The organism is Flavobacterium sp., assembly GCF_035760125.1.
Taxonomy (GTDB): domain Bacteria; phylum Bacteroidota; class Bacteroidia; order Flavobacteriales; family Flavobacteriaceae; genus Flavobacterium.
Genome location: NZ_DASTTN010000234.1, coordinates 1 through 17,843, shown reverse-complemented (window position 1 = coordinate 17,843; position 17,843 = coordinate 1). Strand labels below are relative to the sequence as shown.

The 17,843-nt window shown below is 36.2% G+C and carries 13 protein-coding genes; 8 read left to right on the top strand and 5 right to left on the bottom strand.

Annotation, left to right across the window (positions count from 1 at the left end):
• Positions 1 to 183 precede the first annotated feature (183 nt).
• The 3 genes from VFS71_RS08505 to VFS71_RS08495 are packed head-to-tail and all read left to right on the top strand — an operon-like array spanning position 184 to position 3,217.
• A complete protein-coding gene (locus VFS71_RS08505; protein WP_326400563.1) occupies positions 184 to 1,278 on the top strand; it encodes an efflux RND transporter periplasmic adaptor subunit in 1,095 nt (364 codons plus the stop codon).
• The gene (locus VFS71_RS08500) at positions 1,278 to 2,534 is read left to right on the top strand and encodes an ABC transporter permease (RefSeq protein WP_326400560.1); all 1,257 of its coding nucleotides are present in this window, start codon (positions 1,278 to 1,280) and stop codon (positions 2,532 to 2,534) included. Before VFS71_RS08505 ends, VFS71_RS08500 begins: the two co-directional genes overlap by 1 nt.
• A 2-nt stretch (positions 2,535 to 2,536) precedes the next feature.
• A complete protein-coding gene (locus VFS71_RS08495; protein WP_326400558.1) occupies positions 2,537 to 3,217 on the top strand; it encodes an ABC transporter ATP-binding protein in 681 nt (226 codons plus the stop codon).
• 113 nt (positions 3,218 to 3,330) lie between these two features.
• Here VFS71_RS08495 and VFS71_RS08490 read toward each other — a convergent pair whose 3' ends face one another.
• Positions 3,331 to 3,759, bottom strand: a complete 429-nt coding sequence (locus tag VFS71_RS08490) for a GNAT family N-acetyltransferase (RefSeq protein WP_326400556.1) — start codon at positions 3,757 to 3,759, stop codon at positions 3,331 to 3,333.
• Positions 3,760 to 3,997: 238 nt separating this feature from the next.
• On the opposite strand from VFS71_RS08490, the gene VFS71_RS08485 reads away from it, so the two are divergent.
• On the top strand, positions 3,998 to 4,483 hold the full coding sequence (locus tag VFS71_RS08485) for a hypothetical protein (protein ID WP_326400554.1): 486 nt from the start codon (positions 3,998 to 4,000) through the stop codon (positions 4,481 to 4,483).
• A gap of 73 nt (positions 4,484 to 4,556) precedes the next feature.
• Here the strand turns inward: VFS71_RS08485 and VFS71_RS08480 are convergent, their stop codons facing one another.
• Both VFS71_RS08480 and VFS71_RS08475 read right to left on the bottom strand, forming a co-directional pair.
• The gene (locus tag VFS71_RS08480) at positions 4,557 to 5,126 is read right to left on the bottom strand and encodes a pentapeptide repeat-containing protein (RefSeq protein ID WP_326400552.1); all 570 of its coding nucleotides are present in this window, start codon (positions 5,124 to 5,126) and stop codon (positions 4,557 to 4,559) included.
• Between the two features lie 88 nt (positions 5,127 to 5,214).
• Complete coding sequence (locus VFS71_RS08475; RefSeq protein ID WP_326400550.1) at positions 5,215 to 6,447, bottom strand: TCR/Tet family MFS transporter; 1,233 nt, start codon at positions 6,445 to 6,447, stop codon at positions 5,215 to 5,217.
• Positions 6,448 to 6,946: 499 nt separating this feature from the next.
• Here VFS71_RS08475 and VFS71_RS08470 point away from each other — a divergent pair, with 499 nt between their 5' ends.
• From VFS71_RS08470 to VFS71_RS08455, 4 genes are all read left to right on the top strand, one after another.
• Positions 6,947 to 7,342, top strand: coding sequence for a hypothetical protein (locus VFS71_RS08470; RefSeq protein WP_326400548.1), 396 nt, complete (start codon positions 6,947 to 6,949; stop codon positions 7,340 to 7,342).
• 174 nt (positions 7,343 to 7,516) lie between these two features.
• Entirely contained in the window at positions 7,517 to 8,599 is a 1,083-nt protein-coding gene (locus VFS71_RS08465) for an efflux RND transporter periplasmic adaptor subunit (protein WP_326400546.1), read from the top strand.
• A 43-nt stretch (positions 8,600 to 8,642) separates the two neighbouring features.
• On the top strand, positions 8,643 to 11,813 hold the full coding sequence (locus tag VFS71_RS08460) for an efflux RND transporter permease subunit (protein ID WP_326400544.1): 3,171 nt from the start codon (positions 8,643 to 8,645) through the stop codon (positions 11,811 to 11,813).
• A complete protein-coding gene (locus VFS71_RS08455) occupies positions 11,794 to 13,233 on the top strand; it encodes a TolC family protein (protein WP_414655992.1) in 1,440 nt (479 codons plus the stop codon). The genes VFS71_RS08460 and VFS71_RS08455 overlap by 20 nt, the downstream gene beginning before the upstream one ends.
• A 312-nt stretch (positions 13,234 to 13,545) precedes the next feature.
• On the opposite strand, the gene VFS71_RS08450 is transcribed toward VFS71_RS08455, so the two are convergent.
• Positions 13,546 to 14,397, bottom strand: coding sequence for an outer membrane beta-barrel protein (locus VFS71_RS08450; protein WP_326400542.1), 852 nt, complete (start codon positions 14,395 to 14,397; stop codon positions 13,546 to 13,548).
• Between the two features lie 53 nt (positions 14,398 to 14,450).
• Positions 14,451 to 17,843: T9SS type A sorting domain-containing protein (locus VFS71_RS08445; RefSeq protein WP_326400540.1), on the bottom strand; the 3,393-nt coding region annotated here is incomplete at its 5' end.

Here is a 17,843-nt window from a genome sequence, read left to right as displayed (position 1 = left end):
GATATGAGTTATGAGGAAATGCAAAGCAGATTTGATAAAATGCTAACTGCCCAATAATTATTTTGTTTTTAATCAGGCTACTATTTAACGAGTAATTATGTGATAATCATCATTCTTTTGCATTTTTTTAAGTCGTATATTTATATCAGTTTTGTTTGTAAATAAGCGTCAAAAAAATAAAAGATGAATTTCAGATCAATACTAGTTTATGGTTTTACTTTTTTTCTAATAACAGCTTGTTCCGATAAAGAGGATGGTGCGATTAAGTCCGCTATAGGTGATGTAACCGAAAGTGTATATGCATCAGGAGTGGTAAAAGCAGAAGGGCAGTATGTTGTTTACTCTACCGTAAATGGGAATTTGCGAAAAATTGATGTGACCGTTGGTCAAACAATATCCACTGGTCAAAAGTTATTTGAATTGGACGAAGACAGGGCTAATTTGAACACACAGAATGCTGAATTGGCCTATAAACTCAGTCAGGAAAATAATCAATATGTAAAAGATCGAATTGCCGAAACTGAAATTAAAATTCAATCAGCAAAAAATAAAATGCTTTTGGATGAATCTATCCTAAAAAGGAATAAAAGAGTCAAAGAGTTAGAATATATTTCGGATGTGGAATATGAAAAATTGGAACTCTCCTATAAAAGTTCAAAGCTTGAATATGAAGCAGGAATTAAGCAATTAGCAGAACTCAAAGCTCAATTGCAAAATGAAGAAAGCAGAAATAGCAATACGCTAAAAATCAATCAGAAAAACCAAAGCGATTTTACTGTCAAAAGTGTTTTCTCGGGACAATTATTTGATATATTGGTTCGGGAAGGGGCTTACATTACACCACAAATTCCCCTTGCTACCATTGGCAAAGCAAATTCTTTTTTATTGGAATTGGAGGTGGATGAAAACGACATGGTTCGGGTAATTCTTGGACAAAAAGTCTTCGTGACAATGGACAGTTACAAGGGAGCCGTTTTTGAGGCAATAATTGATAAAATTTACCCGATTATGGTAGAGCAGTCGCGTACTTTCAAAATTGAAGCCCATTTTGTAAAGCCACCTTCCAAACTTTATCCAAACTTGACCGCTGAAGCTAATATCGTCATAAAAACAAAAAAGAATGTTATTACTATTCCAAAGAATTATTTGATCGAAAATGAGTATGTTCTCGTGAATAAAAAGGAAAAGCGAAAAGTGAAAACAGGTTTGAGCGATTATCAGAAAGTCGAGATTTTGGAAGGACTAAAACCAGGTGAATCCATTTATAAACCCGAATAATGAACTTCAAACTCATATTAAACATAGCGTTGCATTTGCTTCAGGCAAGGCTCAAGCAAACTATAGTTGCTGCCATTGGCGTGACTTTCAGTATCGCTATGTTTATTGCGTTGGTTAGTTTTATGAATGGACTAAATGAACTGCTGGACGGATTGATGCTCAATAGAACACCACATGTGCGTTTATACAATGATATAAGACCATCCGAGCATCAGCCTATAACTTTGGCGAAAGCCTATAAAAAAAGCGCAAATTTTATTCGATCCATCAAGCCAAAAGATATTGGAAAATCGATTTACAACAGTAAAGCAATTATTGCTTATTTAAAAAAAGACCCACGCATTATTGATGTGGCGCCAAAAATTACAACCCCAGTTTTTTTTAATTCAGGAACGATTGAAATTTCGGGTGTTATCAACGGAATTGATGTACTGTCTGAAGAAAAAATATTCAAAATTAGCGAATACATTATTGAAGGGAATGTGACCAGTTTGTTGCAAAATAACAGCATCATTCTAGGAAAAGGTCTTGCCAATAAAATGTTGCTTACCGTTGGGGACATTGTCAAAATTACTTCTCCCAATGGTAATTTGGCTTCCCTGAAAATAGTTGGAATTTCGCAAATGGGGATTTCAGATGTCGATGATGTGATGAGTTATACTTCATTAGGGACAGCCCAAAAAATATTGGGAGAACCGACCAACTATATTACCGATATTCAAATTCAGTTGCATGACAAAACTATTGCGCCCGAGCTTTCAAAAGAGTTTCGGCATAAATTTAATCTGGATGTAATTGATTATAAAACGGTCAATGCCCAATTTGAGACCGGAAGCAAAATTCGGAATATCATATCTTATGCAGTAGGGATAGTTTTATTGATAGTGGCAGGTTTTGGTATTTATAATATTTTAAACATGATGATTTATGAAAAAATGGACAGCATCGCGATTCTAAAAGCTACTGGTTTTTCCGGTAATGATGTGAAATGGATTTTTATCTCGCTTTCCTTGATTATAGGATTTGTGGGAGGAATGTTTGGACTTTTGTTTGGATTCGTTTTTTCCTCGATTATAGATGTGATTCCTTTCAGGACCACCTCTTTGCCCACCATTACGACCTTTCCTATTTATTATAATGGAATTTTTTATGTAATAGGGATTGTTTTTGCCTTATTCACTACCACAATTGCGGGTTATTTTCCGGCCTCAAAAGCCAGCAAGGTTGATCCGGTAGAAATCATTAGAGGAAAATAATTATGGAGAATAATAAAGTATTGGAAACCATAGGGCTAACGAAGTATTTCTTTGATCCAATAAAATTCAAAGTGATAACCTCAATTGATTTGAGTATTGATCATGGCGAATTTGTTTCGATTGTGGGAAAATCGGGTTGCGGAAAATCGACCTTGCTGTATTTGCTATCTACTATGGATACCGATTATGAAGGTCAAATTTTAATTCATAATGAACTTGTTACGGGAAAATCGGATAAAGTATTAGCACAAATTAGGAATGAGAATATTGGCTTTGTATTTCAGTTTCACTATTTGCTGATTGAATACAATGTTTTAAAAAATGTGATGTTACCTGGTATGAAATTGGCCAAATTTTCAGAACAGGAATTAGAGCATCGTGCATTGGAACATTTAAAAATTTTAGGGATGGAAGATCATGCACTAAAAATGCCGAATCAATTGAGTGGTGGAGAAAAGCAAAGAGTAGCAATTGCCCGAGCGTTAATTAACGATCCATTGATAATAATGGGAGATGAACCAACGGGGAATTTAGATAAAAAAAACAGTGATCTGGTTTTTGATATTTTTAGAGAACTGACAGTAGAAAAAAAACAAACTTTACTCATTGTTACTCACGATACCGATTTTGCCAATAAAACCAATAGAATTATCACTATGGAAGACGGCAGGATTATTTCTTGATTTTTTTTGGGGAACCGATCTTAAAGCATTAACCTAAAACCAAAAACAGGAAGTTCACCTTGCATAAAATCCAAATCTTCGGATCTTTTGAAACCTAGATTTTCATACATTTTCTAGGCAGTTTGCATTGCTTTTGTAGAATGGATAATCACTTGATGGTGTTTTTTATCTTTTGCTTTCTCAATGCAATACATTACTAAAAGTTTTCCGATTCCCAGACCTCTTGTTGAAGCATCTACCGCCAATAATCGAAACCCTGAAGCATTTTTTTCCTTTGTTACGGTTCCTCCAGAACCGTAATACTGCAAATCGCTAAAATAAACGACTGCTCCTGCAATTTTGTCTCCACAAACAGCAATCAAGAGTTGGGTTTCTGCCTTGGTAGCCAGTTCCCCAATGTTGGCAAGCATTTTATAATAATTGGGTTGTTCGGATTCTTTTGGGAATCCTTCCAATTGGGAATAAACTTGAATCAACAATTTGCCAATGGTTTCAAATTCGGGGGGATTTGCATTTCGTATAGTGTAGGTTTTGTTGACCATAATTTATTTACTCTTGATTCAAATTGTTCAATTATGCAGTAGTAGTATAAGGACGTAAATGTATCAAAATAATCATCGAATCACTAAGTATTTACGAAGATGTCCTTTTTGTTTTGTAAGTTGTATTTTTTTTATCAATTTTAAAGTTAAATCGCTGTTTGTTAATAACTTAAATTTGTAACTTTACTAGGAATAGTATGATGTTGAATTGTTGTTTTTAACTTAAAAATTTAATATTATGAAATCACAAATTGCGATTTATGACACCCATGAAAAAGCGGTTAATGCTATCAAAATGTTGCACCAGAAAGATTTTCCCATGGATAATGTTTCACTGTTGGGCAAGGCAGAAGTGATTGAAGATCATATTCATATAAAATCACTGGATACGATAAAAAAAGCGCCCGCACTAGTCGGTATGGGAGCTGGTACACTGATAGGATTACTCTCAGGTATCGGTGTTTTTATGATTCCGGGTTTTGGTTTTTTGTATGGAGCAGGTGCGCTTGTAGGGATTATTGCAGGACTTGATTTGGGTTTGGTTGCCGGTGGTTTTATTTCACTTTTGACCTTTACAGGAATAAAAGAAGAAGAAGTGGTTAAATGCGAGGAACATCTCAGAGAAGGGAAATTTATGGTAATCGTAAAGGGAGCCAAAGAAGAGATTGAAAAAGCCAAACACATTTTGCATACCGAAGGAAACCATCTTGAGTTTATCAGTTAAAAGTTTTGAAGTAAATTCCTTATTTTGATTCAGTTCTTTTAGCTGATGGGAGTGCTTTTTCTTTTTTTTAGAATTATTTCACGATGATATCATGTTTATATAGCAAACCTTTTAGTCCGTCCAATGAAAAAAATGCTTTCTTCAGTTTGGTAGTTTTGGGATCAATAGTATAATTGTAACTGGTTCTGAAATTGGATTTGTTAGCAATGGCTTTGGCAAATTCGGCACGGTATAAATCGCAATTTTCAAATAGCGCTTCGGTTAAATCGGCTGCCATAAAATCAACTGCAATCAAACTACAATTGATAAACGGAGTTCCTTTTAATTTTAGGGTATAAAATTTAGAAAAATCCAAAATGCAATTGTTAAATCGAACCTCAAAAATGAGTTTACTGCACATTGCAAAATTGACTTCCTTGATTTCACATCGATTGAATGTTACGGTTCTCAACGCCACATGATTAATTTTACCTTCGCTAAAAATACAATCATTAAAAACACAATCAATGAAAGTAACATCCATAAAGTTACAGGCCGAAAAGTTACAGTTATTAAACGTACAACATTCAAATTCCTTAAAACTGACTTCATCCACGCCATAGGTATGGTTGTTGTATTCGATATCTAGGAAATATTCTGGCATTAAAGAATTTTAATTTCGGCAAAGAAACGAATTTCTATTTCTTAAACGGATAGCTTTATTATAAAATGCTTTTTTTGTTAAATCTTAATCATTTGATTTTCTCTAATAGAAAAGATTTTTTCATACTATTTGCAGTAATAAATACACATATAAGCATAAGTAAGGAACCGACTAAAAAAGGTGCTCCAGCAAATTGAATTGGAGCTGCAGGACGGGTAAACCAAGTAAATACATTAGTCATTAATAGTGGTCCAATTATAGAAGTTATACTCATTAAGCTTGTTAAAGACCCCTGTAATTCCCCTTGTTCATTTTGTGGAACATTTTTAGAGATAATTGATCGTAGTGATGGACCTGTAATGCCTCCCAAACAGTAAGGAATTAAAAATACAAACATCATCCAGCTTTGAGATGCGAAAGCAAACAATATAAGTGCTAATGTATATAGAACTAGTCCAACAAGAATACATTTTTCATTTCCTATTTTAGGATTAATGATCCGAATCAAACCTCCTTGAACGATGACAACCATTATACCGGCCACTGTTAATGATAGACCGATAAGAGCATTGCTCCAACCAAACTTTTCAATATTAAAAAATGTCCAAGTACTCATTACTGCATGATCGGCGGTATAAAGTAATATAAAAGTAATAATTAATCCACCCGAAATACTTTTGTGTTTTTTTAATTGTAGCAAAGAGCTTATTGGATTGGCTCTTTTCCATTGAAATGGGCGTCTGTTTTCTACCGATAAAGATTCTGGTAAAACAAAATAACCATATATCACATTCATGAATGTCAAAATTGCAGCTGCAATAAACGGAACTCTGGCTCCGAATTCACTCAATACACCACCAAGTACCGGACCTATTATATATCCTAATCCAAAAGCAGCTCCTATCATCCCAAAATGTTTTGCTCTATTTTCATCTGTACTTATATCGGCAATATAAGCAGTAGCAGTTGTAAAACTTGCTCCAAACATTCCTGCAATAATCCGTCCCAGAAATAACCACCATATTGTTGGTGCCAACCAAAGAAAAATATAATCAATTCCAAAACCAAATAATGACAATAACAAAACAGGTCTTCGTCCATATTTATCACTCAAATTACCAATTATTGGAGCGCAAATAAATTGCATAAAGGCATAAGCAAAAAGCAATAAACCTCCCCATTGTGAAGCCTGACTGATATTTCCTCCAATAAGCTGCTCAATTAATCTTGGTAATACAGGGCCAACTATGCTTAGACCGATAACATCCAGTAATAACGTAATGAAAATAAATCGCAGTGCTGCTTTTTTGTTTGAAATCATAGATTGCTTTACTTTAATTCAATAGAATGTGAAAGTAACCTTTTTTTGCAGATATGAAATAAAAAATATAGGAATTTTAGGAGCAAAACATTCCGTAATCAACAACAGTAGTCCCGCTGTCCATTATATCTTTTTATAAGGTAAAGAAAAATTACCTTATAAAAAGGATGCCATTTCCATCGGGGCTAAGTGAGGAACTTAGTTCTATAATTGACTTTCTCAAAAAGAATTTTATTAAAATTGATATTCACTTTTTAAGAGGGCGGAAAGTTATTCTGTTTTGTCCGGTGTCAAATTATTATATCTGATTTTTTAAAATAAAGTGTTTGTAATTTATTTTTGTAGCTTTTTTACGATTAATTTAATAAGAAATTATTGTTAACGTAGCATAAAGTATTCCTGATTATCAAAGAAAGAAAACGTTTTCGTTGACTTTTATCACTTTTGTCTGCTAAAAAAATGTTTTTTTATTTCAATCTTTTATTATTTTCGCAGCCAAATGAGAGTAATTGTAAATTTCATATGTCTGTGTATTTTTCTGCTGGGTGGTGGACAACATCTCCATGCCAATACACATCCTAATGGTATTTGTGATTCTCCTTCTTGGGATTTTGTAAAAAAACAACAAGTAAAACTTAGAACTGCAGAACCTGGTAGTGTCTTAATTGAAGATGCTGACGTGGACTTAGACGAGGAATTTCACAGTAGTGATGATCTTAATAAGGATAGTGCCAATAAAGTTTTAACCGTAAAACATAGTTTGTTAGACGGTTGGTATTTGACATTCTCCAATGAGTTCATTTTCAAGGATTACTCTAAACAGTTTGAAAATTTCGCGCCCAATTGCGCACATTCCAATCCTATTTACCTAAGAATAGGAGTTTTAAGAATTTGATCCATACTATACATCGGTTACCAAAAGTGTGATCTTGTATATCTCTTGGATGTATATTAAATTTTCTTCATCTTTTATGATGGTTCTGGTCTCACACTGGTAACTGATGGTCTTTTATGTTTTAAGGAATTTCAGAATTCCATCTATTTAATTGCTTAACTACCATTTTTTATCATGAAGAGAATTATCGTGTTCACGGGTTTAATTACCCTGTTGTCCCTTGCTAGCTGTACAACTAAAAAAGAAGAAAAAGAAGAAGTCGAAACTTTTGCAGTTACTAATCCTGTAAAGATTGACACTTCGTTTACGAAGCAGTATGTTGCACAAATAAAGTCTTTCCGCAATATTGAGATTCGTGCTCAAGAAAAAGGATTTCTGCAAAATATTTATGTTGATGAAGGTCAGTTTGTAAAAGCAGGCCAGGTATTGTTCCGAATTATGCCAAAAGTATATGAAGCTGAATTATTGGGAGCACAAGCTGAAGAAAAAGCCGCTGAAATTGAGCTTAAAAATGCTAAAACATTAGCAGACAAAAATATAGTTTCAAAAAACGAACAGGCAGTAGCTCAAGCTAAATTAGATCAGGCAAAAGCCGAAGTTGCTCTTGCAAAAGTACATTTGTCATTTACCGAAATCAGAGCTCCGTTTGATGGAACTATCGACAGAATACCAAAAAAACTAGGAAGTCTTATTGATGAAGGGGAGTTACTTACCAGTCTTTCCGATAACAGTCAGATGTTTGCTTATTTTAATGTTTCTGAACCTGAGTATTTAGATTATCAAACCAATGTTAAAGGCAGAGCCCAAAACAGGGTGGGGTTACTATTGGCTAATGGTAGCACATTTAAAGACAAGGGGAATGTTGAAGTTATCGAAAGTGAATTTGATAATGAAACCGGAAATATTGCTTTTAGAGCGCGATTTCCTAATTTAGGAAAATTGTTGAAACATGGAGAAACTGGAAAAGTAATGATGGAAGTCCCTCTTCCTAATGTAATTGTGATTCCACAGAAAGCTACCTATGAAATTCAGGACAAAAAATATGTTTTTGTTGTGGGTAAAGATGATGTTGTGACTTCGAAAGAAATTACAATCAAAGGGGAAATTCCAGATTTGTATATGATAGACGGAGGAATAACTGTAAACGACAAAATCTTACTGGAAGGTGTTCAGAAGGTTAAAGACAATGATAAAATTCACTACACATACCAAGCACCTCAAAAAGTTATTACTCATTTGCGATTAAAAGCAGAATAGAGATAGTTTCCAATTTGGTTTAATCATAAAAAAATAGAAACAAATGTTTGATAAATTTATCCAAAGACCTGTTATGTCGATAGTAATATCGCTTATAATTGTCTTTTTAGGGGTGTTGTCGGTGATGAATTTGCCTATCACCCAATTTCCATCCATATCACCGCCAATGGTGAATATTACTGCAGATTATCCTGGTGCTAATGGGGAATTGATGATTAAATCGGTTGTTATTCCTTTGGAAAGAGCTTTAAATGGAGTTCCAGGAATGAAATATATGACCTCCGATGCAGGAAATGATGGTGAAGCGAGTATCCAAGTTGTATTCAACTTAGGTACCGATCCTAATCAAGCTGCAATTAACGTCCAAAACCGTGTGGCTTCGGTTACCAATAAACTACCACCATTAGTAGTAAGAGAGGGTGTGAAAATTACCCGTGAGGTTCCAAGTATGTTGATGTATGTTAACCTTTTTAGTACAGATAAAAATACTGACCAAAAGTTTTTATACAATTATGCCGATATCAATGTTTTATCAGAATTAAAAAGGGTAAACGGTATTGGATCTGGGGATATTTTAGGAACTCGTGAATATGCGATGCGTATTTGGTTGAAACCAGATCGTATGTTGGCTTATAAAATTTCTGCCGATGAGGTAATGGAAGCATTATCAAGTCAAAGTTTGGAAGCTTCACCAGGAAAAACCGGCGAAGCTTCTGGAAAACGTTCTCAAGCATTTGAATATGTATTGAAATATTCAGGAAGGTTTACGACCAAAGAACAGTATGCTAATATTATATTGAAATCAAATCCAAACGGTGAAATTTTGCGTTTGAAGGATGTTGCCAATATAGAGTTTGGTAGTTCGATGTATGATATTTATTCGAACTTAAATGGTAGACCATCTGCAGCAATTGTACTAAAACAATCTTTTGGAAGTAATGCAAATCAGGTTATTGAAGACTTAAAGGCAAAATTAGAAACCATCAAGAAAAAATTCCCAAAAGGAATGGATTATGAAATTTCGTATGATGTTTCTAAATTTTTGGATGCTTCCATCGAAAAAGTAATTCATACTCTGATTGAAGCTTTTATTTTGGTAGGATTGGTTGTGTTCCTTTTCTTGGGCGATTGGCGTTCTACGGTTATCCCTGCTATTGCTGTGCCGGTTTCGTTAATTGGAACTTTTGCATTCATGCAGTTTTTTGATATTTCGCTAAACTTAATCACTTTGTTTGCATTGGTTTTGGCTATTGGAATCGTCGTCGATGATGCTATTGTGGTTATTGAAGCCGTTCACGCCAAGATGGAAGAAGAACATCTTTCGGCTTTAAAGGCGACTAAAAAAGCGATGCATGAGATTTCAGGTGCTATTATTGCGATTACCTTTTTGATGGTAGCAGTATTTATCCCTGTTACATTTATGTCTGGTCCAGTTGGGATGTTTTATAGACAATTTTCTATTACAATGGTAACAGCGATTGTTCTTTCGGGTGTCGTGGCATTGACATTAACGCCTGCACTTTGTGCGATGATGTTGACAAATAATCATGGGGTGCCTAAAAAGAAAACACCTGTGAATAGATTTGTAGATGGTTTTAATAACTTGTTTAACCTTACACAAACTAAATATCAAAATGTACTTGAAAAAATAGTAAACAGAAGAGCAGTTACTATTATAGTGCTTTTAGGGTTTTGTGCGGGAACATGGTTTGTCAGCAGTACTGTTCCTTCAGGATTTATTCCAAATGAGGATCAAGGAATGTTTTATGCTATTATTCAAACGCCTCCAGGGTCATCATTAGAAAGAACAAACGATATTTCGGTGAAATTGCAAAAAATTGCCGAAAAAGTTGAAGGAGTACAATCCGTTTCTTCATTGGCGGGTTATGAAATTTTGACTGAAGGAACTGGATCTAATTCAGGAACTTGTTTGATAAATCTTAAGGATTGGAAAGACAGAAAGCAATCTGTTCAGGAGATTATGACAGAATTGGAAGAGAAATCCAAAGATATTCCGGGTGCTAATATCGAATTTTTCCAACCGCCAGCGGTGCCAGGATATGGAGCTGCAGGAGGATTTGAGCTTCGTTTATTGGATAAAACGGGTTCAGGCGATTACAAAAAGATGGAAAAGATCAATAATGACTTTGTAAAAGAATTGAACAAACGTCAGGAATTATCTAATGTATTCAGTTTCTATAGTGCCAGTTTTCCTCAATATATGATGAAAGTAGATAATGACTTGGCACAACAAAAAGGGGTATCCATTGAGAATGCCATGAATACGTTGTCTACGTTAGTGGGAAGTAATTACGAAATCAGTTTTATTAAATACGGAATTAATTATAAAGTTATTGTTCAGGCATCTCCTGAATATCGTGCTCAGCCAGATGATATTTTAAAGCTTTATGTAAAAAATAGCCGTGATGAAATGGTACCTTTTTCAGCTTTTATGAAATTAGAAAAGGTGTATGGACTTTCGGAAATTACCAGACATAACATGTACACTTCTACCGAGATTAGTGGTGCTGCAGCTCCAGGATATAGTAGTGGAACTGCCATTAAAGTCATTCAAGAGGTTGCAGCCGAAAAATTGCCTAGAGGATATGATATTGACTGGGCAGGTATTTCTGCTGATGAGGTAGCACAAGGAAATCAGGCTATTTGGGTTTTTCTTATCTGTTTAGGCTTCGTTTATTTGGTCTTAGCTGCTCAATATGAAAGTTTTATATTGCCTTTGTCAGTAATTTTATCATTGCCTGCAGGTATATTTGGTGCTTTCCTTTTACTGAAATTTACAGGTTTGGAAAACAATATCTATGCTCAGGTTGCCATGGTAATGCTTATTGGTTTACTGGGTAAAAATGCTGTTTTGATTGTGGAATTTGCCATTCAGCGTCACGCAGCAGGAAAATCGGTATTTGAAGCAGCTTTGGAAGGCTCAAAAGCCAGGTTCCGTCCTATTTTAATGACTTCATTTGCTTTCATTGCCGGTTTGCTTCCATTGGCGTTTGCTACAGGACCAGGTAAAATTGGAAACAGAACTATCGGTACTGCAGCTGCAGGAGGAATGCTGATAGGAACAATATGCGGAGTATTTATAATCCCAGGATTGTATTATATTTTCGGTAAAATAGCTGAAAGATTCACCTATGTTAAAAATCAAAAAGAAAATCCATTAACCGAAGAATTTGATGATAATCATGCGATATAATAAGTCATTTAAATATATTATCCCGCTAGGTATTTGCCTAGCGGCGGTAAGCTGTACTCCAGCTTTAGCGCCATTGGCGGAAACTAAAGCTGTTCCAGAATCTTTCGATAAGAGTACCGATACAACCAATACATCAACTATTCCTTGGCGTACCTACTTTAAGGATCCAAATCTGGTGAATTTGATTGACACAGCCTTGAAAAACAATCAGGAGTTACAGATCACTTTGCAGGAAGTAGAAATAGCCAAGAACGATATTCGTGTGAGGAAAGGTGCTCTTTTGCCATCAGTTGGCATTGGAGCAGGAGCAGGGATTGAAAAAGTGGGAAGATATACCAGTCAAGGAGCAGGTGATGCTTCCACAGAAATAAAACCTGGCAAGGAAATGCCAGACCCGTTGGGTGATTTGAAAATAGCTGCCTATGCACATTGGGAGGTTGATATCTGGAAAAAACTGCGCAATTCAAAGAAAGCAGCAGTGAGTCGATATTTATCGACTGTGGAGGGGAAAAACTTCGTAATTACAAACCTTATTTCTGAGGTAGCTGATTCTTATTATGAATTATTGGCTCTAGACAGTCAATTGGAGATTGTAAGAAAGACTATTGAATTGCAATCAAACGCTTTAGAGGTTGTTAAAATTCAGAAAGAAGCTGCCAGAACAACCGAATTGGCTGTTCAAAAATTCCAGGCTGAGGTCTTGGCTTCAAAAAGTATGGAGTTTGATATTCTTCAAAATATAAAAGAAACGGAGAATAAAATCAATTTCTTGCTTGGACAGTATCCTCAGGAAATTAAGAGGGACAAAAGTAATTTCATGAATTTGATGCCTTCTGTAATCAATTCTGGGATTCCGTCTCAATTGTTGGCCAATCGCCCTGATATCAAACAAGCCGAATTGGAATTGGAAGCCGCAAAGCTGGATGTAAAAGTGGCCCGAGCCGAGTTTTATCCTTCGCTTGACATTACCGCAGCAATAGGGGTGAATGCCTTTAATCCGTCCTATTTGTTTACGCTTCCAGAATCGTTACTGTATTCATTAGCCGGAGATTTGGCTGCTCCTTTGATTAACAGAAATGCCATCAAAGCGGAGTATAGCAGTGCCAATGCTCGACAACTACAAGCTTTGTACAACTACGAGCGAACCATTCTAAATGCGTATTTGGAAGTATCAACCCAGCTTTCCAAAATCAATAATTTAGAAAAAAGCTATGATCTAAAATCACAGCAAGTAGTTGCAATGAACCGTTCGATTGATGTGGCCGGCGATTTATTCAAGTCTGCCAAAGCTGATTATTTTGAAGTTTTGATGACTCAGCGTGATGCTTTGGAATCCAAACTTGAATTGATAGATACTAAAAAAGAACAGCTCAACGCCTCAGTCCTTGTTTACAGGGATTTAGGTGGTGGATGGAAATAACGTGGTTGTTATAATTGTGATTAAGTCCTAAACATGTTAAAGTGTTTAGGGCTTTTTTTATAGCAAAAAAGATATAAAACGATTGGTGTTTTTTAGAAGCGGAACATTTCGTAATCAACAACAATAGTCCCGCTGTCCATTATATCTTTTTATAAGGTTAAGAAAAATAACCTTATAAAAAGGATGCCATTTCCATCGGGGCTAGGCGAGAAGTGTAGTTCTATAATAAAAAAAACCTAAGCATTTTAAAACGTTTAGGTTTTTTGTGAGTTTTATGAGCAATCATAAATCACTTATGATTGATATTTTAGATTAGCGCATTGCAAACCTCAATTTAAGTCCATAAGAAATCAATTTCATATCCTCAGCGTATGGTGAATCAAATACGCTGTTGTACTTTAACTCGACAGGTATTTCAGCGTTGTATTGAACTAGGTTTTTATTTTCATTTTTATCATAAATATTATTTAATCCGTAGTCCAGATAAGCACCAATATAGATAGAACTTTTTTCTCCTATGTGTTGTTTAAAACCAGTTTCAAAAGTGAATGAATAAGATACTTCGGTATTAAAATCCTGTTTATTTATTTTTACGTTATCTGTACTTGCAAATCCTGCAAAAGTCGGTCCAAATAATTCAATATTATATTGCGGATAATAACCGCTCGTAGTTAGATTTTGCATACTTGTTTCATAAGTTCCGTTTGTTGCAAATCCTATTTTGGCGCCCGCTGCAAGATATAATTTTGAAGTTCCTGGAGTTTCAAATTGAATGCCAATAGGGATATTAACATATCCTAATTTTTGTTCTTCTCTCAAATTTGTTGCTTTATATCTAAATTGGAACGATTCATTTTCAGAATCCGTGGTCATATATTGTCCCGCCAAAAACTGATATTTTGCTGTAGAACTGTATGTTTGGTATTCTAGGCCTACACCAACGCTAAAACCTTCGTTTAGATAATACGAATAGCGGAGCCCAGCACTAAAGCCATTTCCGTGTACCAAATCTCCCGATGTTTTATAATCCATATAGGAAGCTGGACCACCGACAGCAACTGAAAATTCGTGCTTTTTTTCCTGACTGTAACTAGTTAAGCAAATTCCTAGAAATGCCATGATCATTAATATTGAGCGTATGTAGTTTGTTATATATTTTTTCATCTTAAAATTATTTTATGCCAGTACTATTCTAAAATAGTACTGGCAGAATTTATTTATTTTACAATTACTTTTAGTGATTTTTTGATATTTGGTGTTTCAATAACCACAATATACATATTGCCGTCTGCTGTTTCAGGTAATTTTATCTCTGTTTTAGATGTAGATGACTGTATTGTTTTTACTAATTTACCAGAAACAGAATAAAGATTTATTTGCATTTTTTCCAGTTCGTTTGCAGGAAAATCGACGTCAACTGTAATTACCTTTCCTGCCTCGGTTGGATTTGGATAAAGCCTAGCCTGAAGTGAGTTTTGTAGCTCAATTTGGGTAGAACAAGTTTGCAATATTTTTCCATTCTTTAGAGTCAATTTTACCATGTAAATAGCCGAAGGGTCTAATACGTCACTTATGTTATTTCCAGCAGAATAGTATTGTCCGGTTCCTATTGATTGACCGTTTTTAAACCATTCGTAAGCAATAAACTCGTAACCACCATTGGTTTGAGGATTGTTATTTACAAGAAGCACATTATTAAATTTCTGATGAACTATGTCAAAGAAATTAAAAGGTTTTTCTACTACTATAGTGTAATTATCCGTAGTAGTTCCATCTTCTGAAATAATGATAATATTTTGCGTATAAATTCCTGGTTTAGGCGAATCAATAATAAAATTAGGTGAAGGATTAATTGTAGCATTGGTTTCATTCAAAACAGAAAGATTAAGATTATTTTCACCACATTCCATCAAATAATTTATTTGCTTCGGAGGGTTTTCATAAGTTGTATTACCAATAGTAATTTGATTAACAGTAACACTATTGTTTTTAATTGTCAGAATTTGTGAAATATTTTCTGCAGCTAAATAATTGTCATTGCCATCTTGATAGGCAGTGATTACAAGTTGTCCTGCTCTATACATAGTAACTAAACCACTTGTAGAAACATTTGCAGCTGGGAGAGTAGAAGTGTATGCAAATGAGTAACTTGCTGGTAAACCGGAACTTGCAGTTGCATCTAAATTGAAATTATTATTAGTTCCAAGGGTTTTTACAGGCAAAGCGTCAAAAGTAATTTGCTGAGAAGCTTTTTTAATATCAAGTTTTGCTGTTAAAACAATTGAAGGGCAATTTGGTGTACTTACTGATGGTAATACTGATGCGGTTACTGTATAACTGCCGGCATTAATAGCACCGTTTAGCGTTGCTGCTGCTGGTGTTATAGCATAAGTTACTTGAGCTCCTGTAGGAAGGTTTTCAACTTGCAGTGCATGAAGATTTCCATCAAAAGTGTATTCAGCATCACTAAAAGTCACCGTTTCAATAGGAGAAGAAATTACGATTACATTTTGCGTTTGGGTAGCAGTATTGCCATTTCCATCATCATATGTCCAGGTAATGCTATAATTTCCATGGGCTGAATAGGTCAACGGATCCGATGTGGTACCGGTAATTGTCCCTGCACAGTTGTCAGTTGCCGTTGGGGCCGAAATAATGCCTGAAGTTACGGCACATGATGCCGTTACATCTGGAAGATTCGTTACATCTGCCACAGGCGCGGTTATGTCTTGCACGAATACATTTTGCGTTTGGGTGGAGCTATTGCCATTTCCGTCATTATATGTCCAGGTAATGGTATAATTTCCTTGTGCCAAATAGGTCAACGGATCCGATGTCGTACCCGTAATTGCTCCTGCACAGTTGTCGGTTGCCGTTGGGGCCGTAATCATGCCCGAAGTTACGGCACATGATGCCGTTACATCTGGAAGATTCGTTACATCTGCCACAGGCGCGGTTATGTCTTGCACGAATACATTTTGCGTTTGGGTGGAGCTATTGCCATTTCCGTCGTCATATGTCCAGGTAATGGTATAATTTCCTTGGGCTGAATAGGTCAACGGATCCGATGTGGTACCCATAATTGTTCCTGCACAGTTGTCGGTTGCCGTTGGGGCTGTAATCATGCCCGAAGTTACGGCACATGGAGTCGTTACATCTGGAAGATTTGTTATATCGGCCACAGGTGCGGTTGCATCTTGCACGATTACATTTTGCGTTTGAGTTACAGTATTGCCATTTCCATCATCATATGTCCAGGTAATGGTATAATTTCCTTGGGCCGAATAGGTCAACGGATCAGATGTGGTACCCGTAATTGTCCCTGCACAGTTGTCGGTTGCCGTCGGAGCCGTAATCATGGCTGAAGTTATGGCACATGAGGCCGTTACATCTGGAAGATTCGTTACATTTGCCACAGGCGCGGTTATGTCGTGCACGATTACATTTTGCGTTTGAGTGGCAGTATTGCCATTTCCGTCGTCATATGTCCAGATAATGGTATAATTTCCTTGGGTCGAATAGGTCAACGGATCCGATGTGGTACCCGTAATTGTCCCTGTACAGTTGTCGGTTGCCGTTGGAGCCGTAATCATGCCCGAAGTTATGGCACATGGAGTCGTTACATCTGGAAGATTCGTTACATCTGCCACAGGTGCGGTTGCATCTGACGCAACCGTTATATTTATTGATTTGGTTAGTATGCAACTATTTGCATCTGTAATTGTTACAATATAGTTTCCTGCTGTTAGTCCGGTAGCGGTATCAGCCGTTCCTCCAAAGGGTGACCAAGAATAGGTATATCCCGGAGTTCCCCCAGAAGCCATTACAGAAGCTACACCATTATTTCCACCGTTACAAGATATATTGGTTTGGAAAGTTGTGGCTGTAATTGGACTAGGTTCAGTAATCGTAAAACTTTCTGTTGCAGTACAATTATTTGCATCTGTGATGGTGCAAATGTAAGTTCCAGCAGTTAATCCTGTAGCCGTATTTGCAGTTCCACCGGAAGGTGACCAAGAATAAGTTAAAGTTCCAGTTCCTCCAGAAGCTGTTACCGAAGTTGAACCATCACTCGCAGCATTACAAGTTATATTAGTCTGAGAGAGAATAGAGGTAATTGCTAATGGCTCCGTTATTGTGAAGTTTCGAGTTGCTGTACATCCGTTTGCGTCCGTTACAGTTACGGTGTTGCTTCCTGCCGCAAGTCCGGTATCTGCAGCAGCCGTTCCTCCAGAAGGCGACCAAGAATATGTGTATCCCGGGGTTCCACCAGAAGGAGAAACCGATGCAGTACCATTTATTCCTCCGTTACAGGACAAGTTCGTTTGAGATCCTGAAGCAGTATTGATTGCCGACGGCTCTGCAAGGGTATAGTTTCGAGTTGCTGAACATCCGTTTGCATCCGTTACGGTTACCGTGTAGCTTCCTGCTGCAAGTCCAGTTGCTGTAGCAGCAGTTCCACCAGAAGGCGACCAAGAATAAGTGTATCCCGGGGTTCCGCCAGAAGAAGAAACCGATGCGGAACCATTTATTCCTCCGTTACAGGACAAGTTCGTTTGAGATCCTGAAGCAGTACTGATTGCCGACGGCTGAGTAATAGTATAATTTCG